This is a genomic window from Mycobacterium colombiense (genome assembly GCF_001665835.1).
GTDB lineage: Bacteria > Actinomycetota > Actinomycetes > Mycobacteriales > Mycobacteriaceae > Mycobacterium > Mycobacterium colombiense_A.
This window is the reverse complement of sequence record NZ_LZSX01000025.1, coordinates 1-21,921: the sequence shown is the minus strand read 5'-3', so window position 1 is coordinate 21,921 and position 21,921 is coordinate 1. Positions and strand designations below refer to the sequence as shown.

The following is a 21,921-nucleotide window of genomic DNA, read 5'->3' as shown; positions in this document are numbered from 1 at the left end:
GCCGCCGGGGTTTGGGGTGACCGGCCGTTACGGTGGAAGCGTGACACCGAACCGGGGGATCGATGCCGACTTCCTGGACCTGCCACGCCACGACTTGGCCGAAGCCGCGCTCTCGGCGGCCAAGGCGGCCGGGGCGACGCACGCCGACCTGCGGGTTCATCGCATCATTACCGAGATCATCCAGCTGCGCGACGGCGAGCTGGAAACCGCGGTGATCAATCGTGAGGTCGGCCTGGCGGTGCGAGTGATCGTTGACGGCACGTGGGGATTCGCCTCGCACGCGGAGCTGGTGCCGTCGGTGGCGGCCGAGACGGCGCGGCGTGCGGTCCACGTGGCCACCACGTTGGCGACGCTGAGCACCGACCGCGTCGAGCTGGCGCCCGAACCGGTATACGCGGACGCGGCCTGGGTGTCGGACTACCGGATCGACCCGTTCGACATTTCGCCCACCGACAAGATTGCCGTGCTGGAGGACTACTCTGGGCGGCTGCTGAGCGCCGACGGCATCAACCACGTGTCGGTGATCATGACCGCCGTCAAGGAACAGACGTTCTACGCCGACACGTTCGGATCCTCGATCACCCAGCAGCGGGTGCGGGTGCTGCCCTCGCTGGAAGCGGTAACGGTCGACCCCGCGGCCGGCAGCTTCGATTCGATGCGCACGCTGGCGCCGCCGATGGGCCGGGGCTGGGAGGTCCTGGCCGGCGACGAGGTGTGGAACTGGACCGACGAGCTGGCGCAGCTGCCGTCGCTGCTGGCCGAGAAGATCAAGGCGCCCACCGTTGTTCCAGGGCCCAAAGACCTGGTGATCGACCCGACCAACCTGTGGCTGACCATCCATGAATCAATCGGGCACGCAACCGAATACGATCGCGCGATCGGCTACGAGGCGGCCTACGCCGGCACGTCGTTCGCCACGCCGGACAAGTTGGGCACCATGCGATACGGGTCCCCGGTGATGACGGTGACCGCTGACCGCACCCTCGAGTTCGGTTTGGCCACCATCGGTTACGACGACGAGGGGGTGGCCGCGCAAAGCTGGGATCTGGTGCGCGACGGCATCTTCACCGGCTACCAGCTCGACCGGGTGTTCGCGCAACGACTGGGGCAGCCACGCTCCAACGGATGTTCGTATGCCGACTCGCCGCACCATGTGCCGATCCAGCGGATGGCCAACGTGTCGCTGCAGCCGGCACCGGACGACATCAGCACCGACGACTTGATCGGCCGGGTCGAGGACGGCATCTACATCGTCGGCGACAAGTCATGGTCAATCGACATGCAGCGCTACAATTTCCAATTCACCGGTCAGCGATTCTTCCAGATCCGCGACGGCCGGCTGGACGGTCAGCTGCGTGACGTCGCTTATCAGGCCACCACGACCGAGTTCTGGAATTCGATGGAGGCCGTGGGGGGCCCGTCGACCTGGCGCCTGGGCGGTGCGTTCAACTGCGGCAAGGCCCAGCCCGGACAGATCGCGGCGGTCAGCCACGGCAGCCCGTCGGCGTTGTTCCGCGGCGTCAACGTGCTCAACACCCGCACCGAGGGCGGGCGCCAGTGATCCGCGCCGGCGACGATGCAGAGCGACGCGATGCTGAGGAGCGGCGCCGATGATCACTGCACAGCATGTCGTCAACATCGTGCTCGATGAGGCGGCCAAGCTCGGCCGCGCCGACGAGACCATGGTGCTGGTCACCGACAAGGTCGAGGCCACGTTGCGCTGGGCGGGCAATTCGATGACCACCAACGGGGTTTCGGTTAGCCGCAGCGTAACGGTGATTTCGGTGGTGCGTCGGGGGTCCGGCGCGCGCATCGGCACGGTGGTGTCCGCCGAGGCCGACCCCCGGGTGCTGCCCGGGCTGGTGGCCGCGTCGCAGGAGGCAGCCTGCGCGGCGCCGGAGGCCGGCGATGCCGCGCCGCTGCTGAGCGATACCGGGGTGCCCGTCGATTGGGACGCGCCGGTGCCCGGCACCGGGCCGCTGGTCTTCTCCGACGTCGCCGACTCACTGACCCGCGGCTTCCGCGGCGAAGACCGGCTGTATGGCTTTGCTCACCATAGTGTTTCGACGACCTTCCTGGCATCGTCGACCGGATTGCGGCGACGTTTCACCCAGCCCACCGGGGCGGTGGAGATCAACGCCAAACGCGGCGACGCCAGCGCGTGGGCGGGCGTCGGGACACCCGACTTTGTCGATGTGCCAACCGATTCGCTGCTCGAGCAGCTGTCGACGCGGCTGGGCTGGGCGCAGCGCAGCGTCGAATTGCCGGCGGGACGCTACGAGACGATCATGCCGCCGTCGACGGTGGCCGACATGATGATCTACATGGCGTGGTCGATGGCCGGCCGCGGCGCCCAGGAGGGCCGGACCGCGTTCTCGGCGCCCGGCGGCGGAACCCGGGTGGGGGAGCGGCTCACCGATCTCCCGCTGACGCTCTACTCCGATCCGATGGCGCCCGGCCTGGCCTGCACGCCGTTCGTCGCGGTCAGCAGTTCCTCGGAGACGGTGTCTGTGTTCGACAACGGTGCGGAGATCAATCAGGTGGACTGGATCCGCGAGGGAGTTATCAACGCGTTGGCCTATCCGCGGGCCACCGCTGCCAAATACGACGTCGGCGTCGCGGTGGCCGCCGACAACCTGGTGATGACCGGCGGGACGGCCAGTCAGGGCGACATGATCGCGGCCACCGAGCGCGGCCTGCTGCTGACCACGCTGTGGTACATCCGCGTCGTCGACCCCACCACGTTGTTGTTCACCGGGTTGACCCGCGACGGCGTCTACCTCATCGAGGACGGTCAGGTGACCGCGGCGGTCAACAACTTCCGGTTCAACGAGAGTCCGCTGGACCTGTTGCGGCGGGCCGCCGAAGCCGGCGTCAGTGAAAAGACCCTGCCCCGTGAATGGGGAGATTGGGCCACCCGCGCCGCCATGCCGTCGCTGCGGATACCCGACTTCCACATGTCATCGGTGAGCCAGGCCCAGTAACGCATTGCCGCCGGAGGACGAGCGTTCTAGCGTGTGACGAATGGCGGCTCCGGTTTCTGTTCAAGAAGACCAGCTCACGCGGTTGGTGTCGTTAGCTCCGGGCGACGGTCGCCTGGCGGCGCTGGTTCGCCGGGTATGCGCGCAGACGATGTCGCTGCCGCCGTTGCCCGCGAGCGTCGAGTTCGACGAGCCGGAATCGGAAGCCGAGGCCGCCGTCGCCGAGTTCGCCGAGCAATTCAGTGCCGACGTCTCGTCGGTGACGGTCGAACAGCGGTCGCGGTTGTGGAAGCAGCTAGGGGACCGCACTTTTGAGATCGTCGTGCAGATGTACATCGCCGACTTCATCCCCCGGGTTCGGGCCGGGCTGGAAGCGCTCGGGGTCGGCGCGCAATACCTCGGCTGGGTCGGTCAACCAATCGCCTGGGATCACACCACCGACCCGGCTTATCTGGTCTTCAATAAGTTTTTAATCGCCGTGGCGCGAATGCGTGCGCTTGACCCCGTGACCTCCGAATTGGTTCGGCTGCGCGGGGCGGCGCAGCACAACTGCCGCCTGTGCAACTCGCTCCGCGAGGGCGGCGCGCTCGATGCCGGCGGATCGGAAACGCTGTACGAGGAGATCGCGCGTTTCGAATCGTCGAGTTTGCTCGACGACCGCGCTAAAGCAGCGCTTCGCTATGCGGATGCGTTAATTTGGACTCCTGCGCACCTCGTCGCCGACGATGTCGCCGAGGTGCGCTCCCGGTTCTCCGAGGCGGAGGCCGTGGAGCTCACCTTCGACATCATGCGAAATGCCAGCAATAAAGTCGCCGTGTCATTGGGCGCCGATGCGCCGCGCGTCGAGACCGGCACTGAGCGGTACTTGCTCGCCGCCGACGGCCAGACGGTATTCAGCTGACGTTTGCGAATGCGCGCTCGCTGGCGCGGGCCGGACGGGTCTTCGCTGACGGCGCGTGACGTTCGGTCGTAGCTGGCCACAGGTGTTGTGACGCGGAGTGGTTGAGGGCTCACCGGCCCGCCGGCCCGGGGCGAGGGCACGAAATGTTAACCATTCGTACACTGCCGCGCAAGCATCCGTTTCCGCTGTATGTGAGGGTCATTCGCTAACTTAAGCGCGGTCACTGAGACTTATGTGAACAAATATGTGGCGGTAACGAGATGGCAGCGTGGCCCGAGCCGGACGGCCATGGATCGTGCGTCGTTTGGCCCGCGGTCCGGATGGCATTCCGTTCAGTTGTTTGCAGGATTTCTAGCTTGGGTTTGCGTCGGAAGCGACTGCGTGCCCGCGCAGAGGGAGGTTCGGAAATGACAAGCACCCGCACACGCTCGCGCGTTCGAGTGTCATCGGTGTGGGCCGCCGGCGTCGCGCTGGGCGCCTCGATGCTCGGCGGCGCGGTGCTGTCGGCTCCGCTCGCCTCCGCTACTTGCAATTTGAGTCCGGCCGACGAGCAATACATCAAGCTGCTGGCGCAGAACAAGATGGTGCACAACGCCGACTACAGCGATTGCCACGAGGCCGCCGAGGGTCGTTGGTTCGCCGACCAGGTTCGGGCCAACCCCAATCCGTTCGGCGAGGGCCAAGAGCTGGTCAACATGATCACCAACACCACCCCGATGACCCAGGCGCAGGCGGAGTGGGAGGTCGAGTCGGCGATTTACGTTTACGCGCCAGACTTGATCCCCAAGATCAAAGACCAGGCCGCAAACGCGAACTGGCCGGCGGCGTAGCGAGAATCATTGGGGCGCAACGGATTCTGTTGTGCTGAGAGCGTAAGCGGCCGTGAGGGCTGTGCCCTCCGGCCGTTTTCGTGTTCGTATGCCAGCTAGCTTGAGTCTGCCCGGAAGCGGAACCCTTGATACGGGTTTCGGCAAGGCGCGCCGCATTCTTCGTACCGGTCGTGCCCAGTTACCGATTTAGACCCGAACAGTTTCTCGCACAGTAATTTTAGCTAATTGCTGTTCACGCGTTGTTTGTTGGAATCGTCGTTTGCCGCGCTTAACACCGGTGGTACCCGAACTCTGGTGCAAGAGGGAAGCTAGCAAATTTCACGATAAGGGGGTCCGGAGAGGTGAGAACGACACGATCGCGCGTGCGGGTGCTGACGGTGGGGGCCGCCGGCCTTGCGTTGGGCACCGCGATGCTCGGTGGTGCTGTGGTGTCAGCGCCGCAGGCGTCGGCGGCGTGCAATATGACCCCAGCCGACGACCAGTACATCAAGCTGCTGGCGCAGAACAAGATGGTGCACAACGCCGATTTCAATGATTGCAGCGAGGCCGCCGAGGGTCGTTGGTTCGCCGATCAGGTTCGGTCCAACCCCAATCCGTACGGAGAGGGCCAGGAGCTGATCAACATGATCACCCGCACCACGCCGATGAGTCAGGCCCAGGCCGAGTGGGAGGTCGAGTCGGCGATTTTCGTCTACGCGCCTGAGATGATCCCCAAGATCAAGGGTCAAGCCGGGCAGCCGGGGCCGGCGCCTGCGTGATCTTGAGGACGTAGAGATGGATTGCCGGTGGGCGCTCCGGTTACGGGGCGCCCACCGTGCATGTCGGCTCAGGTCGAGGTGGCGCCGCCGCCCGACGCACCCTGACTCCCGTCTTCGGCTACGGTTTCCTACGGACAACCTTGTCGGGGGCGGTAGCTCAGTTGGTTAGAGCCGCGGACTCATAATCCGTTGGTCGCGGGTTCGAGCCCCGCCCGCCCCACCGGAGCCATCCGGCGACATCCGAGCCGTGGCAGTCTTGGCAGTGTGACCGACCTCGTGGAGGACTTCGAGGCTCAGCGGCCGCGCCTGTTCTGGTTGGCCTACCGCCTGCTGGGGTCGGCGAGCGAAGCCGAAGACGCGGTGCAGGATGCATACCTGCGACTACACGGCGCAGACTCAGCGCTCATCGAATCGCTGCCGGCGTGGCTTACCAAGGCCGTCACGAACCTGTGCCTCAACCGGCTCACGTCGGCCCGCGCTCGACGGGAGGTCTATCCCGGGCCGTGGCTTCCGGAGCCAGTCCTCACCGACGACCGGACACTCGGCCCGCAGGAAACCGCCGAGCAACGCGAGTCGGTGTCCATCGCGTTGCTGAGCTTGATGGAGCAACTCAAGCCCAACGAGCGGGCGGCGTTCGTGCTCAGAGAGGCGTTCGCGTACAGCCATTTAGAGATCGCCGAGATCCTCGAGATGTCGGAAGCCAACGTCCGGCAGCTGTACCGGCGAGCGAGGCAGCGACTGGGTGAACCCCGTCAGCCGGTGCACCAACCGGATCGGGCACAGTGGCGGTCCCTGGTCGATCGCTTCTTCACCGCCGCCAGCGCGGGCGACGTGGCCGGACTCGTCGAAATCTTGACAGCTGATGTGACCTCCACGGCCGACGGCGGCGGCAAGGTGGCGGCCGCCCGGCGCCCAATCTCGGGCCGCGACCGGATGGCCCAGTACGTGGCGCGGGTGTTCACCAGAAACCTGGCGCAGATACAGCTGCGTCTCGATGCCGCCGAGGTCAACGGCGAGCCGGCGATGCTGGCATTCGACGGCGACACACTGGCGGGTGTCTTGTGCTTCGAGATCACGGGCGAGCGGATAGCGGCCGTGCGGATCCTGGCTAATCCCGACAAACTGCGGTTTCTTGCCCAGCAGTTGTCACATCCTGCGGGCCTGTCCGGTTCATAGGGTATGACGAACTCTGTACTCGTAACCGGCGGCACGGGAACCGTGGGCCGCATCGTTGTCGACAGTTTGACGGCGGCGGGGGCGGAGGTCCGCGTTCTCAGTCGCGGGCGGCGCCCCCAGCAGTCCACCGATGTTCGGCATGTCCTGGGGGACGTGCAGACCGGTGATGGGCTCGACGCGGCCGTGGACGGCGTCGACACAATCGTGCACTGCGTCTATCCCGTCGAGCAGCTGGTCGCGGCGGCGAAACGGGCGGGCTCACCGCATCTGGTTTATGTCTCGATCGTCGGAATCGACCGCATCCCATTCGCCCTCTACCGCATGATGCTCGCCAACGAACGCACGATCGCCGAGTCGGGCCTGCCGTGGACGGTGCTGCGGGCGACCCAGTTTCACGATCTGATCGCCTTCCTATTGCGCATGCTCGCGAAGCCGCCGGTCATCGCGCTGCCGTCGGGCCTGCGGTTCCAACCGGTCGACGTGCGCGACGTGGGCGAACGGTTGGCCCGGTTGGCGCTGGGCGAGCCGATCGGGCGTGCGCCGGATTTCGGCGGCCCGCAGGCGCGTGCGCTCGACGATCTTGCCCGCAGCTACCTGGCGATCGTCGGTAAGCGCCGACCCATCGCCCCGATCCGCTTGCCCGGCAAGGTGTTTGGCGGGATACGGGCCGGCGGACTGCTAGCCCCCGAGCACGCCGCCGGCACGATCACCTTCGAGCAATACCTCAATGAACAGCAGGCCGCCGGCCAACGGCCGTACCGCGACGCCATCCGCGCTTACCTGCCCCTACCGCATCGCCGACGCAAGAGGTCGCGGTGAACGCCCGGCTGATCGTGCTTCGCGCCGGGGTGTGGTTTCTGACATTCGTGGAGATCGTGGTCGGGCTTGTCGCGACACTGGCGCCTCGGGCGTTCTACGACTACGTGCCCTGGGTGGACCTCATCCCGCCGTTCTCCGAGCACCTCATGCGCGACTACGGCGCCATGAATCTCTCGCTTGCGCTCGTATTCGTTGTCGCCGCAGTCACGATGGAGCGCCGCATGGTGCGAATTGCGCTGGGCGCGTACCTGCTGTTCGCCATCCCGCACCTGATCTTTCATCTCACACACCTGGAACACTTCACGACGGGGGCCACGGTCTGGCAAACGATTCTGCTCACGGTCGCCGTACTGCTGCCGGTTGGTCTGCTGATCCTCACGGGCTTGCGGCCAAGGCGAGCCGTCACATAGTGGACGGTTGGCTCCGACCGTTCGGCCATCAGCGAGACGCATTGAGCAGGTCAGCCCCCGACCTTTTACCAGGGTGTTAGCGCCAGACGGGACTGCGAAATGAGGTCGGGCGGGCGGGGTGGTGGGCGGTTGTTCGACTCGCTTAAGTTGTGGGCGTGGCAACTCGCGCCGTCCTGGTTACTCCGCTGTCGGGGCCGCTGGCCAGATTCGGGAAAGCGGGGGCGAGCGCCCTTGCTCTCTGGGCCGACCGTTCCGGAGTAAGTCTCGAGGTCCTCGACGCTTACCCCTCCGCGGCGTCCGCGATGCGGGCCGCCGAGGCTCGCCGGCCCGACGTGGTGTTCGGGCCCTACGGTTCGGGGCCCGCGCTCGCGGCCGCGGCCGCCAGCAAAGGGGTCGTCTGGAACCACGGTGGCGCCACCGCCCGGCTGGCGCGGCCGGCGTATCCGCGTGTTGTCAACGGGGGGTCTCCCGCTTACCGCTATCTGGCCGCTGTGCTCGAAACGCTTGTGGCCGAAGGTCTTGGTGAGGGGTCGCAGGTGGTAATAATGCATGTCGACACGGGGTTCGGCCGCGAGGTGGCCGAAGGGGCGGCGACGGCAGCGCGGCGACTTGGTCTGCGGCGGCGGGCGGTCACTTTTCGGCCAGGCCGGGCAAGAGACGTGCTGGCGCAAGTCCCGGCGGGCGATGTGCTGTTATCGGCCGGTTCCTTCGACGATGACGTCGCCATCGCACAGTGGTGCAGCGAACGCCGTTGGCGTGCAGTTGGATTGGTCGCCGCGGGGGTCGATGAGCTCCGGCATGCCATCGGTGATCTCGTTGAGCGGTTTTACGGACCGTGCCAGTGGTTCGACGACGGGACAGATGATCCCGTGGACGGGCCTAACAGCGAGTGGTTCAGCCGTTGTTACCGGGGCGCGAACAGTATTGAGCCGCCCTATCCGGCTGCTGCGGCCTTCGCCGCGGGTGTCGTTTGGCAGCGCTGTGTGAAGGAAGCCGGCACTGTTGAATCCTTGCCGGTGCTGGCCGCGTCACAACGACTCGATACCACCACCTTGTTCGGTCGCTTTCGTGTCGACCCGGTCACCGGCGTGCAAACCGGCCATCAGATTCGCGTCGTTCAGTGGCGAGACGGACAGCGGGTGCTGGTCGATCGGCCACCTCGTCAAAAGTGAGCGTCAAAGTCACGTCACCTCGCGCGTGGGTCGGCGTGTTGGCGGCGGTTGACACGGATGGTTTCGATCCTGATGCTTCCGCTGCCCGCCGAACTCTGGGCCGAGCGGTCGGCGCCGTCAAGCCGGGGCGAGCAGCTCTTTGCGGCTGCGTGCGCGGCCCGATGCTTCGTTGCGGAAGACCGCCGAGGAGGTGACTGGCGGGCTGGCGGGGCAGACGCATTTCATTGGCATGCCCCGAGCAGCTCGCCGATCATGTGATCGCTTGGCAGACGCGGGCGCGGTCAACGGGTTCACCATCATGGGTTCGACACTGCCGCACGAGCTCACGACGTTTGTCGATCACGTCGTGCCCATCCTGCAGCGCCGCGGACGATTCCGCACCCAGTACGCTGGGCCCATATTGCGCGATCATCTTGGGCTTGAGTGGCCGGCCAAATAGCCTCTTCGTGCAGACACGCTTCGTGGCATGCATCACACCACCATGCTTTAGTGCGCTATTTCACTTCTTCGCGATCAACGACGAAGCGAACCTGGCAGCATTTGTGAATGTTGCCGGGGCGGAAGCCCACAACTTCGGTGTCGACGATACGGAAGCCAAGGCTACTAAATAATGAATGCCACTCGCTAATTTGTTTGAACTGAAGACCGAAATTCATATCGACAAGCCCCTGGGCAACGGCATTACCGAATAAATCAATAAGCACGAGCGCTTGGAATTGAGCGCTATCATCCAATTTGTTAAAGTCGGTTAGCTCAGTTTGTTCCCGTACACGCCCGAGCGACGCAGCCGGGACAGCGTAAGTGTCCTCCTCGATGATCAGCCGCCGCGCAACACGCCGCAAATTGATCAATAGCGGAGTTACATCGGGCTCATCAACGTGATGGAGAACCGTTTTGACAATCGCGCTGTCGAACGAGTCGTCTGGGTAGGGGACATCGACAGGGGATGCCATCTGCCGAAAGGGTAGGACACCAGCGTCGGCGCAACGGTAGTCCATGACGTCTGTGGTGTAGCAGTCAAAGCCGGCACGTGCGATCAGCAGCGCTAAATGACCGCGGCCACAGCCGAAGTCGAGTACGGTTCTACCGCTGATGGCGTCTGCGAGATTATTGAAATCCTGTTTCGGCTTACGCTGTGATTTGTACCTCGAGTAGCCCTCGCTGAACCATGATCCGGTTCCTTCGGATGTGAAGAACTGCTCATGTACCTCTCCACATACTTGATATAGTTCGTGCCCGTCGCTAGCTCCCAGCAGGTACTTCCACGCGTTCTCTAAAAGGACACTCACCTCGCGAACATGGCCAGGAAAGTTAGATTTATAACTCTTCTCGAACAGCGACATTGTGAAGTCCAGTGCGGCCGTTCCCTGCTGTAAAGTCTCATGAATGAACTCGTATTGAGCCATTTTGGTGGCTGTCGGCACCAAGAAATCCTTTCGTCGCCCACGCTGAAAATGCCTGACGCGGCGTCGTTGGGTAGCGGCAGGCAGGGGCCAAGCAGTTGATTGAATGCATGATATCAGGACGACGCAAATTGAAGATGCTGGGACAAAGTAGTTAAATTTCCTTCGATTCACCTTTACAAAAGTGCGTAACCCGCGTATTAGCAACGATGGTCAACCCAGCGAAGGGGCGGATCGCGTTAATCAACGCTGTAGCGAATAGCCCGCTTGACGTGCGTTTTTCACCGGATAGTGGCCTGTTCCTAGTGGCCTGGACATCGCCGAGCGTCGCCATAGACGGCAAACGAAGGCTTGCCGCCTCCGCCCAGCGCACCTCAGGTCGCCGGCTGGGAGAGGTGTGGGGACGCACCTGTTTCGTAGGACACACCCTCGGATGCACGGGCCCTACCCCCATTAGGGTTGCAGTCGATGGCGGTACTGCACGGCAAGAGAATCTTGTTCGACATCGATGGCACCCTGGTTGACTCAACCGCCACAGTCGAACGGTCCTGGGGTACCTGGGCCAAGGAATACGGCGTCGACTATGAACCGGTCCTCAAGGTCTGTCATGGCAGGCGAACCGAAGACACTGTCGCGCAATTCGTGGCACCACAGCAGCGCGTCGCAGCCACAGCTCGGCTACTCGCGCTGCAAGAGTCCGCTGATCTCGATGGTGTAGTGGCGTTACCGGGAGCACATCGGCTGCTCGATGCCCTACCGCGTGGTCACTGGGCGGCGGTGACCTCCGGGCCCCGCTCGTTGATGGCTGCGCGCCTAGCGGCAGCAGGGTTGCCAGATCCCAAGCTGCTGATCGGCGCAGAAGACGTATCAGCCGGCAAGCCGGACCCCGAGAGCTACCTCAAGGCGGCTGCCGCGCTGGGCTTCGAGGCACGCGAGTGCCTGGTGGTGGAGGATGCGCCTGCGGGCGTCGGTTCTGGTCGAGCCGCAGGGGCGCAAGTACTGGCCGTCACCACCACTCACCGCGCGGACGAACTGGCGGATGCCGACGTTGTCGTAACCGATCTATCCCGCGTCAGTCTCAACGTCACTGATAGTGGTGTCGACTTGCTGATCACCTAAAACGGTTGACCCATGCCCTTTTAACGTTGCGAAATCAGGCGCGTAGCTCCATCCATCAACGCTGGTAGCTCATCGCACAGAATGAGCGGCACGGCCGCCACGAACGTGGAAGTGGATGTGGCTTTTGGATTGTCAGTGCTGGGATATGCCCTACGACTCAGCGGCCCGTGCATGAACAACAACGGCACTCCGCGGCCGTCGACCGAAAGTCCGATCCGGCGCCCGTCGTCGAGTTCCACGACGTGATGACTCAGGCGGATGCGGCTTGGTGATGTCTCCGTCATGGCCTCGGCCGAATTCCCGGCCGGCCGGCCGTTAAATGGGATTGCAGACAGACCCCGCTAGTCGCTGCCGGGGAGCACACGCTTGCGGGGCCGCACCTGGGGGTATCCGGCTGAGCAAGATGGCGCAAATGTCCAATCGGAGCACGGACGAAATCGACCCTTGCGTGCGTGTTTACGGGACGCGGGTCCACAACCTGCGGGGTGTCGACGTCATAGCGCCGCGTGACGCGCTGGTCGCGTTCACCGGAATCTCCGGATCCGGCAAATCGTCGTTGGCCTTCGGGACCATCTATGCCGAGGCCCAGCGCCGCTACTTCGAATCGGTTGCTCCGTACGCCCGTCGGCTGCTACTGCCAACCGGCGCACCAAAGGTGGATGACATCACCGGGCTACCGCCTGCCGTCGCACTGCAGCAGCGCCGGGGTTCGGCGACGTCGCGGTCGACCGTCGGCACCGTCACCACGCTGTCGAACCTGCTGAGGATGCTGTTCTCCCGCGCCGGCACCTACCCGACCGGCGCTACGGAACGACTGGACTCCGATGCGTTCTCGCCGAACACCGCGGTGGGGGCGTGCCCCGAATGCCACGGGCTGGGCCGAATCCATCGGGTGACCGAAGAGACACTGGTACCGGACCCCTCGCTGACCATCCGCGAGGGCGCCGTTGCCGCATGGCCGGGCGCGTGGCAGGGCCAAAACCTCCGCGACATCCTCGTCACGCTGGGGTACGACATCGACAAGCCATGGCGCAAACTCCCTAAACGGCAACGCAATTGGATCCTGTTCACCGACGAACAACCAACGGTCGAAATCGATCCAAGCCAGCACCCCGTGCAGGCCGATTATTACTACAACGGCACGTTCTCCAGCGCCGAGCGTCATGTCCGCCACACGTTGGCCAATTCCCATAGCGCGATGATGCGTCGCCGGGTACTGCAATTCGTCGACAGCGTCGAGTGCCCAGTATGCGACGGTTCCGGGTTGCGGCCGGAGGCGCTGAAGGTGACATTCGCCGGGCGCACCATCGCCGACTACACCGCGATGCCGTTGGCCGACCTTGCTGAGGCGTTGCGCCCGACGGCTTCTCGGACCGATGCCGCCGCCGCGTACGAGTCCACGAAATCCGGTGAGCTGACGGAAGTGGCGACCATGATCGCCGCCGACCTCGTCGCGCGCCTGCAGGTACTCATGGATCTCGGCCTCGGCTATCTCACGCTGAGTCGCCGCACTCCGACGGTGTCACCCGGCGAACTTCAGCGGTTGCGGCTGGCGACTCAACTGCGGGCCGGCTTGTTCGGCGTGCTCTATGTGCTGGACGAGCCGTCGGCCGGACTGCACCCCGCCGACGCCGAACCGCTACTCGAGGTGCTCGATCGCCTGCGGCGCGCGGGCAATTCGTTATTCGTGGTCGAGCACGACATGGACGTGGTACGCCGCGCCGACTGGATCGTCGACGTTGGGCCCGGGGCCGGAGAGCTTGGCGGGGGCGTGCTCTACAGCGGGCCGGTGCCGGGTCTCGCTGACATCGAGGGGTCGGTCACTCGTCGGTACCTTTTCGACGGGGCCGGGCCGCCGCCTCGGCAACCGCGCACGCCGTCCGGGTGGCTGCGGCTGCGCGGGATCTGCTTCCACAATTTGCGAGAACTCGACGTGGAGCTGCCACTCGGCGTGTACACCGCGGTCACCGGAGTGTCCGGATCAGGCAAGTCGACGCTCGTCGTCAAGGTGCTCGGTGATGTCGTGCACAGCCATCTCGGCATGGGACGAGCAGCCGAACCGGCCGAATCCGATGACGACGAAACCGACAGTGGGATCGTCGATCTCGATCACGACGCGAGTGTCGGTGTGACGGCAGAGGGGGCCGAGCAGATCAACCGGCTGGTATCAGTCGACCAGCGCCCGATCGGACGCACGCCGCGCTCGACGCTGGCGACCTACACCGGCCTGTTCGACGCCGTGCGCCGTGAATTCGCCGCGACCCCGAAGGCGCGTCGCCGCGGTTGGACAGCGGGCAGGTTCTCGTTCAATGTGGCCGAAGGTCGCTGCCCCACCTGTCAGGGGGAGGGGTTCGTCTCGGTCGAATTGTTGTTCTTGCCAGGCACATACGCCACATGTCCGGCGTGTCAAGGAGCGCGTTACTCCGACGAGACACTCGAGGTGCGCTATCGCGACCGAACGATCGCCGACGTGCTCGCGATGACGGTCGACGAGGCCTCGGAGTTTTTTGCCGACGTCACCACCGCAGCGCGGAGCCTGACCACGCTGCAAGAGGTCGGACTGGGGTATCTCCGTCTGGGACAGCCCGCGACCGAGCTGTCGGGTGGCGAGGCGCAGCGGATCAAGCTCGCCGCCGAACTGCAGAGACCCCGACGAGGGCACACCCTCTACGTCCTCGACGAGCCGACCACCGGGCTCCACCCCGCCGATGTGGATCTGCTCGACCGCCAGCTGCACCGCCTGGTCGACGTGGGCAACACCGTCGTGGTGGCCGAACACGACATGCGGATGGTCGCGGGTGCGGACTGGGTGATCGACCTGGGACCGGGGGCCGGCAGCGACGGCGGACGAATCGTTGCGGCGGGCCCGCCGATCGAGGTGGCACGCGCGAAACACAGTCGCACGGCGCCGTATCTGGCGAAGCGGTTGGCGCGCGCCGAGCACTTACCGGTTTGAGCGCCACCGCAAATCGCCTCAGGCAATCTGGACAACCGCTTGTTCGAAGTACTGGTTGTAGGCAAGGTAGACCGGTTCCTTCCCGGTCCGGTCCAGAAACTCCTGGAATGCCCTGAACTCATGTTCCTCGGCGCCCGGATAATTATAAAACTCATCAAATACGATCACGGTACCTGACACGATGTTGTCGACCAACTGGTTGAAAATCTCTTTCGTCGATACGTAAATGTCGCAATCGACATGTAGGAACGCGATGGGAGTGGATTTCAGAATTTGCTTTTTGAACTCCGGAAGGGCGTCGTGGAACATGCCCTTTACCAACGCTACGTTATGGAGCACCGGGGGCATCCACCCCTCGACGTTCGCTCGAAAAGTACCTTGGGGGACAGTGATATCGGTGCGAGCCCATCGTTCAGGAAGGCCGTCGAAGGAATCGAACCCCCAGATGCGTTGCCGGGGGTTGAGCGCGGCAATGAAGTTGATGGTTCTGCCGGTGCATACGCCCATCTCCAAAAACGCGCCGCGCAACGTAACGTGGTCAGAGCCGAATTTGAGCAATTCCGCATCGGTGTCGAGAGCCTGTGCATTGCCGAAGTGCTCGGTCACCATCGTCCGCGCTGCCGGTGATTCTCGATAATTCTTGTCCATCGGGTAGAAGTTGAGGATTTGGTGTCCATGATGCCACTCATCGCTCACGATCGGCATCTTCACCAATTGAGCCCAATTGAATCCGTTGCTACACGGATAATCTGACGCCACCGACGGCTCCATGCGCTCAACCTCCTCGCCGGAAGACGCAGCATTATCGGCAGCGTAGAGGCTTGGCACGTAATTCACGATGGATTGTGAAATCCGGTCGGCACCGGTGGTAGGTCGTCCAGATCCCAGCGCTCGACGGCCACACCCACGCTCGCCATCGCCGCGAACTACCGTCACCTCCCAAGCCGCCCGGCCTGGCCGCCGGTATTGCGGCGACATTGCTACTTCGACACGAAAATTTGATCCACCAGAACGGCCGACAGCGCAGTACTCTTATGAGCCAGCATCTCCATAAAGGAGCGGGATCGTGGGGTCTCAGAGAGTCGTCGTCAGTCGACCGGATCGGCTCCCGTTCGCCGCTCGCGCGTCCGCGGTGCCCGCAACAATCCTCGACCTGGGCGGTCGTTATCCGGGAGCCGCAGTGTTGCTCGCGGCGCCGCTGACAGTCGCCGGTATCTGGGGAATGGTCACCCGCCCATCCTTGGCCCTGCCGCTGGTACTGCTGGTCGGCGTGGCCTTGGTATTGGCCGATTTCCTCGCCGGCCCATACAGAGTGGCCGAGCAAAAGGCGCGGGCCGCGGCCGGCGCCCCGATGCGGAACCGTCAGCCGCTCGTCAATCAACCCAGGCCGCCGACCAAGCCGAAGCCGCCGCGACCCAAGGCGGAAGCTGACGCGGGGGCGCAGGCGGAAGCCGCCGCGGCGCAGGCGTTGGCCGCGGAAGCCGAAGCGGTGGCCGCCGCAGCGCGGGCGCGGGCTGACGCGGCCGCAGCCGAAGCCCTGGCCGCGGAAGCGGAAGCTCTGGCCGCGGAAGCCGAAGCGCTGGCCGCCGAGGCGCGGGCGCAGGACGAAGCCGCCGCGGCCGAAGCGCTGGCCGCCGAACCCGAAGCGGTGGCCGCGGAGGCGCAGGCACAGGCAGAGGTCGCCGTGGCGGATGCGCTGGCTGTGGAGGCGCGGGTGCGAGAGCAGGCGCGCGCGGAAGCCGCGGCCGCCGAAGCGTTGGCCACCGAGGCGCACAAGCGGGCAGAAGCCGCCGAAGCCCAGGCCCGGGCCGCCGAAGCAAGGAAGCAGGCCAAAGCCGCCGAAGCCCACGCTCTGGCCGCCGAAGCCCGGAGGCGGGCGAAAGCCGCCGAACCCGAAGCTTTGGCTGCCGAGGCGCGGGCGCAGGCAGAAGCCAGCGAAACTCAAGCCTTGATCGCCGAGGCGCGGGAACGGGAGCGGGCGCGCGCAAAAGCTGCCGAAGCCGAGGCGTTGGCCATCGAGGCGCGGAAGCAGGCGGAAGCCGCCGAAGCGCAAGCGCACGCCGCCGCGGCGCGAAAGCGGGCAGAAGCCGCCGAAATCGAGGCCCTCGCGGCCGAAGCGCGCAAGCGGGCAAAAGCCGCCGAAGCAGAAGCGCTGGTGGCCGAGTCGCGGGCGCGCGCCGAAGCCGCCGAAACTCAGGCCCTGGCCGCCGAGGCGCGGGCGCGGGAGCGGGCGCGCGCGGAAGCCGCCGAAGCCGAGGCCCTGGCCGCCGAGTCGCGGGCGCGCGCGGAAGCCGCCGAAACTCGCGCTCGGGCGGCCGAGGTTTGGGCGGGAGCAGAAGCCGCCGAAGCCCAAGCTCGGGCTGCCGAGGCGCGGGCGAAGGCAATCCGGCTGCGGCTCGAGGCTGAAGCCAAGAACAAGTGGCCCCCGCAAGGGAATTAGCCGTAGCAGTGGTGCGGCGCTCGCGAACACGCTGAACAGGCGCGAGCAGCGTCGTGTGGCCGGAAGTGTGGAAAATCGGCACCTGGGTATCCCAGCGGGCGTATGTCTACAGCACGGACACAACCGGATCAGCGCGAACTCGACGGCGTCCAACGGATCGTCGACGCCATCTCCCAGGCGTTCGCCGCCAAGATCGTCGGGCAGCGTGAGCTTCGGGAGTCGCTGCTCATCGGTCTGCTCGCGGGCGGCCACGTCCTGCTCGAAAGCGTGCCGGGCCTGGCCAAGACCACCGCCGCCAAGGTGCTCGCCGAGTCGATTCATGGCCGCTTTCAACGCATTCAGTGCACACCCGACCTGCTGCCCAGCGACATCATCGGCACCCAGATCTACGACTCGGCGACCAACTCCTTCGTCACCCAACTGGGTCCGGTGCACGCCAACATCGTGCTGCTCGACGAGATCAACCGGTCCAGTGCCAAGACGCAGAGCGCGATGCTCGAGGCAATGGAGGAGCGGCAGACCACGATCGCCGGGCAGGTCCACCCCCTTGCGGATCCGTTTCTGGTCATCGCCACCCAGAACCCTGTCGACCAGGAAGGTACCTATCCGCTCTCCGAGGCGCAGACCGACCGTTTCCTGCTCAAGGAGGTCGTGCGCTACCCCTCCCCGCAGGAGGAGGTGGAAGTCATGTCGCGGATCGACGCCGGCATCTACGACAGGGGACACCCGACGGCGCCGGTGGTCAACCTCGACGACGTGTTGCGCCTGCAGGAGGTGGTGCGCCACGTCCATATGGACCGCGCGCTGATGCTCTACGCCAGCCAACTGGTCGACGTGACCCGCCATCCCGCGCGGGCGCTGCCCAAGCAGATCGCGCGCCTAGTCGAGTACGGTGCCAGCCCACGGGCCACGATCGCGTTCTGCAAGGCGGCCCGGGCGCAGGCGGTGCTGGCCGGGCGCGCGCACGTGCTTCCCGATGACATCGCGAACCTCGCGCACCGGGTGCTGCGCCACCGGCTCATCCTCGGTTTCGAAGCGGCCAGCGCCGACATCACTCCCGAGGTCGTGATCGACGCCGCGCTGCGGGCCGTTCGCGTGCCCTGAGGCCAATCGTGGGTAAGCACCTCAACCGGGCCAGGGCGCACTTCGGCACCGACACCCGCGGTCTGCTCGAAGGCGGCCGCTACGCGCTATTGCATACGCGCAGCATGGAATTCGACGACCTACGCCCGTACGTTCCCGGCGACGACGTCCGAGACATCGACTGGAAGGCTTCCGCACGCTCGGGCGGCGTGCTCATCAAACGGTTCGTGTCCGAAAAGCACCACAAGATCCTGCTCGTCGCCGACGCCGGTCGCAACATGTCGGCGCTCGCCCCGAGCGGGGAGTGCAAACGCGACGTCGCCGCGCACATCATGGGTGCGGTGGGATTGATCGGCCTGCGGCGGTCCGACCAGATCGGCATAGTCTACGGCGACCACCGCGGCAGCGTGAACATCCCGCAGCGGCGCGGCGAGTCGCACATCGAGGGACTGCTGCACCGCTGGTATCAACACACCACGAGCGGCCCCGGTCGTAGCGACGTCACCGCCCAACTCGACTATGTCGCAACGCATTACCGGCACATCATGCTGATCATCGTCGTCTCCGACGAACCGGAGGTCGATGACCGGCTCAGCGAGGTGCTCACCAGACTGACCGGGCGCCACGACATCATGTGGGCGATGGTGTCGGACATGCCCGCGGTGGGTCCCGACAACACCGACGGCTACGACGTCGCCACCGGTCGCTTCGTCCTGAACGGAGCCGACCTCGGGCCTCGGGTGGTCACCGCGTACCGCCGCGCCGAGCGGACGCGACGCAACCGCCTCGATGCGTTCCTGACCGCCCACGCCATTCCGCACGCGACTATCGCCGGCAGCAAGGACATTCGGCGCGAGCTCGTTCTCCTGACCGAGGTGGCCGCCCGTGCCGGATGACCTGCTGCGCTATGTGTTCGGCCCGCAGCCGTACTCGTCGTGGTGGCTGTGGCTGGCCGTGGTGCTGATCCTCGCCGTGTTCGGTTGGTATGTCGGTGTTTTCGTGTGGACGCTGCCGTCGGACAGGTTGCGACGCATCCCGGTTGCGCGGCGAGTGCATGCCCGGCTGATCCGCGACCGATTCGCCCGCTGCGTGCAGGGGATCGCCGACGAGCACACTGCCGGGCGGATGCCGGCTCCGGCGGCGTGCACGGCGATCAGCCGGACGCTGCGCAGTTTTCTGCATCAAGCGACCGGCACGCGGGCGCAGTATCTGCAGATCGCCGCCATGGCCGGCGGGGACCTGGCCGCGGCCGCGCCGCTGCTCACCCGGCTCGGTGACGGGCAGTTCAACGCCGAGACGCGGGTCGACGTCGACGACGTGAGTGCTCGGGCGCAGGAGTTGATCCGCTCGTGGACCTGAAGTGGTGGCCTGTCGCGCTCATCGGATTGATTTGCTTCGCCGCAGTTGTCGCGCTGGCGGCGTTGCTGTCGATGACCGCTACCCGCCGCCGGTTGCGCCCGCTGGCCAACGTCGCACGACTGACCCGGTTGCCCGAGTACGCGAAAGTAGCGCGGCTGCGGTCGCTGTCGACAATTGTGACGCTGGTGGTCCTGACGGTCATGTTCGGCGCCGCGACCTGGGCTGCGGCCCGTCCGAGCGTGGCGACCAACGATTTCGACGCCGCCCACCCCGAGGACATCATGTTGTGCGTCGGGCAGCCGGTGGCCGATGCGTCGACGGCGGAACTGCTCGACTACTTCGCCCGCCAGACCACGAATTCCCCTCAGGCCCAACGGATCGGCCTGACGTCGGCCAACCGCCGCCTGGTGCCGCTGACGCGCGACCATCAATACGCCGCCGGCCGGTTCGGCGACTACACCGGCGTCCACGAGACGCCTTCGGCGTCGTTCGCCCCTGCCGTGCCGTATACCGACTACGCCGTAAGCGTGAATGACGTTCTCGCGTTGTGCCTCTCCGGCTTTCCTGCCGCCGAGCAGCGCGCCACGCACCGACGCTCGGTGATCTATCTCGGGCCGTCGGATCTTCGTGCCGCGGGGGAGCAGCGTCCCGCATTGTTCACCGATGCCAGTGTCCGGGCCTTGGTCGAGCGGGCCGGGGCCCAAGTCAATGTGATCGAGACTGCCGCCTCACCCGCGAGCGCTGAGCTGGTCACGCTCACCAAGCAGACCGGTGGCCGGTATGTCGCCCCGGGAGCCAAATCGGTGACCGCGGCGCTCAACGAAATTTGCGCGCACGCCCCACCGGCGCGCCTTGCCGATGGCACCGTCGTGACCGCGGACTTCCGGGACGCGCCGGTGGCACCGCTGGTGATCGCCTTGTTGTCGGCGGCCGTGCTGTCGGTGGCCCTCTTGGTGTTGCGCCGATGACGTTTCAACCAATACTGCCCTGGCCAATCCTTGCTGTCGTGGCCGGCGCGCTGTTGCTGGCGCGCGTGGTGGCGCTGCGCCAGGTGCTGCTCTCGGCGGGACACCGGCGGGGCCGCGCGGTACTGCGCTGGAGTGGCGTGACTTTGGCGGTGCTGTTGCTCATCACGGCGACCACCCGCCCGGCGCTCCTTGACAATGGAAAGGGCCAGGGCGCAAGGGCCGCCGCCGGCGCCAATCTCAACGTGTTCCTGGTGGTCGACCGTTCGGCAGGCGCAAATGCCGAGGACTACGGCAATGGCGAACCACAGATCGCGGGCATGCGCGACGACATCGCGGCGTTGATCAAGCAGTACCCGGCGGCTCGATACGCGCTCATCGGCTTCGCCTCGAAAGCCTCCTTGGATTGGCCGCTGTCCGAGGATGTTTGGAGCCTGCGACCAACCGTCGCGGCGCTCGGCTCGCAGAACACGGGTTCCGACGTGAACGCGAGCGCGGCGGACAACGTGCTCCGATACCAGCTGATCCAGGCGACGCAGCAATATCCGGGTTCGCGGAACGTGGTGCTCTACTTCGGCTCCGGTGCGCCCGGGTCGCGCGCGCCGCAGGGCGACTTCAACCTCATGGGGGGTTCGGTGGCCGGGGGAGCGGTGCTGGGTTACGGCAGCGGCGACGCGATCGATGAGCCCGAATTGCACAGAATCGCAGCACAACTCGACGTTCCGTACGTACACCGCGGTCTCGGCCAGCCCTTCCAGGTTGGACTGCCCGACGCGCCGGGTAGGGGTGGGGATGCGTCCGACCAGACCGAGCTGTATTGGCTCCCTGCGCTGCTCGCGGCGGGGCTGCTGCTCGCTGAGATCTACCTCTCGGTCCGAGAGTTCCGGCGCGGCCGCATTGCTCGACGGGACCTGGCGTCATGACGGGCAGACCGGCTCGGTTGCGGCTGCGACGGCGGCTGCTCGTCTACTCGGCTCCGCTCGTCGCCGTCGCGCTGCTGGTTGCGATCAAGCTGTTGTCGGTTGTGCTGGCGGGCAATTCGGCGGCTGGCGCGTTCGCGAGCCGTGACGCAGACGCGGTGCGGTCCGACGCGGCGATCCTCGGCGTCGCCAACGTGGTGGAACCGGCGAGGGCGCCGTTTGTCGCGGGCGCAGCCGCCGTGCTCGACGGCCGGCTCGAGGACGCCGACTCCCACTTCACCGACGCACTGACCCGAACCGACGTGGCGGGCTCCTGCCCGGTGCGCGTCAACCTCGAACTCGTCCGCGAAACCCAGGGCGACCGGGCCGCGGCCGCAGGCGACCGCGCACACGCCGACGAGCGCTACGCGAGCGCGCTTGCCGTCGTCGACGCCGCGCCGCAAGCGTGCTTCGCCGGCAACACCGACCCGGACCCACAACGCCACGCCCTCCGAGACGACGCCGCAAACCGATTGGCGGCCAAGAGGGCTGCGCTCAACGCCCCGCCGCCGGCAACACCAAGGCCGTCTACATCGGGCTGTGAGCTATTTGGCGCGCAGCCGCTCAACGAAATGATCGGGCCGAGTAAA

20 protein-coding genes, 1 tRNA gene and 1 pseudogene are annotated in these 21,921 nt (G+C 65.7%); 19 read left to right on the top strand and 3 right to left on the bottom strand.

The features are described from left to right. The first annotated feature begins 40 nt into the window (after positions 1-40). From A5760_RS04610 to A5760_RS04565, 10 genes are all read left to right on the top strand, one after another. Positions 41-1,561: a TldD/PmbA family protein gene (locus tag A5760_RS04610; RefSeq protein WP_064878414.1), complete on the top strand. Its 1,521-nt coding sequence runs from the start codon at positions 41-43 to the stop codon at positions 1,559-1,561. A gap of 49 nt (positions 1,562-1,610) precedes the next feature. Continuing rightward, a complete protein-coding gene (locus tag A5760_RS04605) occupies positions 1,611-2,984 on the top strand; it encodes a TldD/PmbA family protein (protein ID WP_064878125.1) in 1,374 nt (457 codons plus the stop codon). A 40-nt stretch (positions 2,985-3,024) separates the two neighbouring features. Further along, entirely contained in the window at positions 3,025-3,882 is an 858-nt protein-coding gene (locus A5760_RS04600) for a carboxymuconolactone decarboxylase family protein (protein ID WP_064878123.1), read from the top strand. A 407-nt stretch (positions 3,883-4,289) separates the two neighbouring features. Then, entirely contained in the window at positions 4,290-4,712 is a 423-nt protein-coding gene (locus A5760_RS04595) for a hypothetical protein (protein ID WP_064878121.1), read from the top strand. Positions 4,713-5,089: 377 nt separating this feature from the next. Continuing rightward, complete coding sequence (locus A5760_RS04590; protein WP_064878412.1) at positions 5,090-5,470, top strand: hypothetical protein; 381 nt, start codon at positions 5,090-5,092, stop codon at positions 5,468-5,470. Positions 5,471-5,616: 146 nt separating this feature from the next. Further along, positions 5,617-5,690: transfer RNA gene (locus tag A5760_RS04585), tRNA-Ile, on the top strand. A 44-nt stretch (positions 5,691-5,734) separates the two neighbouring features. Further along, complete coding sequence (locus A5760_RS04580) at positions 5,735-6,646, top strand: RNA polymerase sigma-70 factor (RefSeq protein WP_064878119.1); 912 nt, start codon at positions 5,735-5,737, stop codon at positions 6,644-6,646. 3 nt (positions 6,647-6,649) lie between these two features. Beyond that, positions 6,650-7,465, top strand: a complete 816-nt coding sequence (locus tag A5760_RS04575; RefSeq protein WP_064878117.1) for an SDR family oxidoreductase — start codon at positions 6,650-6,652, stop codon at positions 7,463-7,465. Further along, a complete protein-coding gene (locus A5760_RS04570; RefSeq protein ID WP_231122539.1) occupies positions 7,462-7,875 on the top strand; it encodes a hypothetical protein in 414 nt (137 codons plus the stop codon). The genes A5760_RS04575 and A5760_RS04570 overlap by 4 nt, the downstream gene beginning before the upstream one ends. Before the next feature lie 155 nt (positions 7,876-8,030). Beyond that, positions 8,031-9,047: an ABC transporter substrate-binding protein gene (locus A5760_RS04565; protein WP_196771985.1), complete on the top strand. Its 1,017-nt coding sequence runs from the start codon at positions 8,031-8,033 to the stop codon at positions 9,045-9,047. Between the two features lie 494 nt (positions 9,048-9,541). Here A5760_RS04565 and A5760_RS04560 read toward each other — a convergent pair whose 3' ends face one another. Next, entirely contained in the window at positions 9,542-10,471 is a 930-nt protein-coding gene (locus tag A5760_RS04560) for a class I SAM-dependent methyltransferase (RefSeq protein ID WP_155764206.1), read from the bottom strand. 447 nt (positions 10,472-10,918) lie between these two features. Here A5760_RS04560 and A5760_RS04555 point away from each other — a divergent pair, with 447 nt between their 5' ends. Further along, positions 10,919-11,569 (top strand): HAD family hydrolase, encoded by a 651-nt coding sequence (locus tag A5760_RS04555; protein WP_064878114.1) that lies wholly within the window; start codon positions 10,919-10,921, stop codon positions 11,567-11,569. A gap of 143 nt (positions 11,570-11,712) precedes the next feature. On the opposite strand, the pseudogene A5760_RS27645 reads toward A5760_RS04555, so the two are convergent. Then, positions 11,713-11,853 (bottom strand): annotated as a pseudogene (locus tag A5760_RS27645) (alpha/beta hydrolase); the annotation flags it as partial. Positions 11,854-11,972: 119 nt separating this feature from the next. Here A5760_RS27645 and A5760_RS04550 point away from each other — a divergent pair. Beyond that, positions 11,973-14,525 (top strand): excinuclease ABC subunit UvrA, encoded by a 2,553-nt coding sequence (locus A5760_RS04550; RefSeq protein ID WP_064878112.1) that lies wholly within the window; start codon positions 11,973-11,975, stop codon positions 14,523-14,525. A gap of 18 nt (positions 14,526-14,543) precedes the next feature. Here A5760_RS04550 and A5760_RS04545 read toward each other — a convergent pair whose 3' ends face one another. Then, positions 14,544-15,353 carry a TylF/MycF/NovP-related O-methyltransferase gene (locus A5760_RS04545; RefSeq protein WP_196771984.1) on the bottom strand — a complete coding sequence of 270 codons (810 nt, stop codon included), beginning with the start codon at positions 15,351-15,353 and terminating at the stop codon, positions 14,544-14,546. 352 nt (positions 15,354-15,705) lie between these two features. Between A5760_RS04545 and A5760_RS04540 the strand changes: the two genes are divergently transcribed. The 7 genes from A5760_RS04540 to A5760_RS04510 all read left to right on the top strand — a co-directional run. After that, positions 15,706-16,965, top strand: coding sequence for a hypothetical protein (locus A5760_RS04540; protein WP_064878108.1), 1,260 nt, complete (start codon positions 15,706-15,708; stop codon positions 16,963-16,965). 102 nt (positions 16,966-17,067) lie between these two features. After that, positions 17,068-18,069 carry an AAA family ATPase gene (locus A5760_RS04535; RefSeq protein WP_064878107.1) on the top strand — a complete coding sequence of 334 codons (1,002 nt, stop codon included), beginning with the start codon at positions 17,068-17,070 and terminating at the stop codon, positions 18,067-18,069. A gap of 8 nt (positions 18,070-18,077) precedes the next feature. Then, positions 18,078-18,944 carry a DUF58 domain-containing protein gene (locus tag A5760_RS04530; protein WP_064878105.1) on the top strand — a complete coding sequence of 289 codons (867 nt, stop codon included), beginning with the start codon at positions 18,078-18,080 and terminating at the stop codon, positions 18,942-18,944. Next, positions 18,934-19,407: a hypothetical protein gene (locus A5760_RS04525; protein WP_064878103.1), complete on the top strand. Its 474-nt coding sequence runs from the start codon at positions 18,934-18,936 to the stop codon at positions 19,405-19,407. Before A5760_RS04530 ends, A5760_RS04525 begins: the two co-directional genes overlap by 11 nt. Beyond that, positions 19,398-20,375: a hypothetical protein gene (locus A5760_RS04520; RefSeq protein ID WP_064878101.1), complete on the top strand. Its 978-nt coding sequence runs from the start codon at positions 19,398-19,400 to the stop codon at positions 20,373-20,375. The genes A5760_RS04525 and A5760_RS04520 overlap by 10 nt, the downstream gene beginning before the upstream one ends. Continuing rightward, on the top strand, positions 20,372-21,295 hold the full coding sequence (locus tag A5760_RS04515; RefSeq protein ID WP_064878099.1) for a vWA domain-containing protein: 924 nt from the start codon (positions 20,372-20,374) through the stop codon (positions 21,293-21,295). The genes A5760_RS04520 and A5760_RS04515 overlap by 4 nt, the downstream gene beginning before the upstream one ends. Beyond that, a partial coding sequence (locus tag A5760_RS04510) for a hypothetical protein (RefSeq protein WP_196771983.1) occupies positions 21,292-21,921 on the top strand: 630 nt, incomplete at its 3' end. The genes A5760_RS04515 and A5760_RS04510, both read left to right, overlap by 4 nt.

What these genes read in the sequence shown, in the direction of transcription:
- A5760_RS04605 (WP_064878125.1), top strand. Translation starts at nt 1,611, where the DNA reads ATGATCACTGCACAGCATGTCGTCAACATCGTGCTCGATGAGGCGGCC.
- A5760_RS04595 (WP_064878121.1), top strand. Translation starts at nt 4,290, where the DNA reads ATGACAAGCACCCGCACACGCTCGCGCGTTCGAGTGTCATCGGTGTGG.
- A5760_RS04515 (WP_064878099.1), top strand. Translation starts at nt 20,372, where the DNA reads ATGACGTTTCAACCAATACTGCCCTGGCCAATCCTTGCTGTCGTGGCC.
- A5760_RS04600 (WP_064878123.1), top strand. Translation starts at nt 3,025, where the DNA reads ATGGCGGCTCCGGTTTCTGTTCAAGAAGACCAGCTCACGCGGTTGGTG.
- A5760_RS04535 (WP_064878107.1), top strand. Translation starts at nt 17,068, where the DNA reads ATGTCTACAGCACGGACACAACCGGATCAGCGCGAACTCGACGGCGTC.
- A5760_RS04555 (WP_064878114.1), top strand. Translation starts at nt 10,919, where the DNA reads ATGGCGGTACTGCACGGCAAGAGAATCTTGTTCGACATCGATGGCACC.
- A5760_RS04575 (WP_064878117.1), top strand. Translation starts at nt 6,650, where the DNA reads ATGACGAACTCTGTACTCGTAACCGGCGGCACGGGAACCGTGGGCCGC.
- A5760_RS04550 (WP_064878112.1), top strand. Translation starts at nt 11,973, where the DNA reads ATGGCGCAAATGTCCAATCGGAGCACGGACGAAATCGACCCTTGCGTG.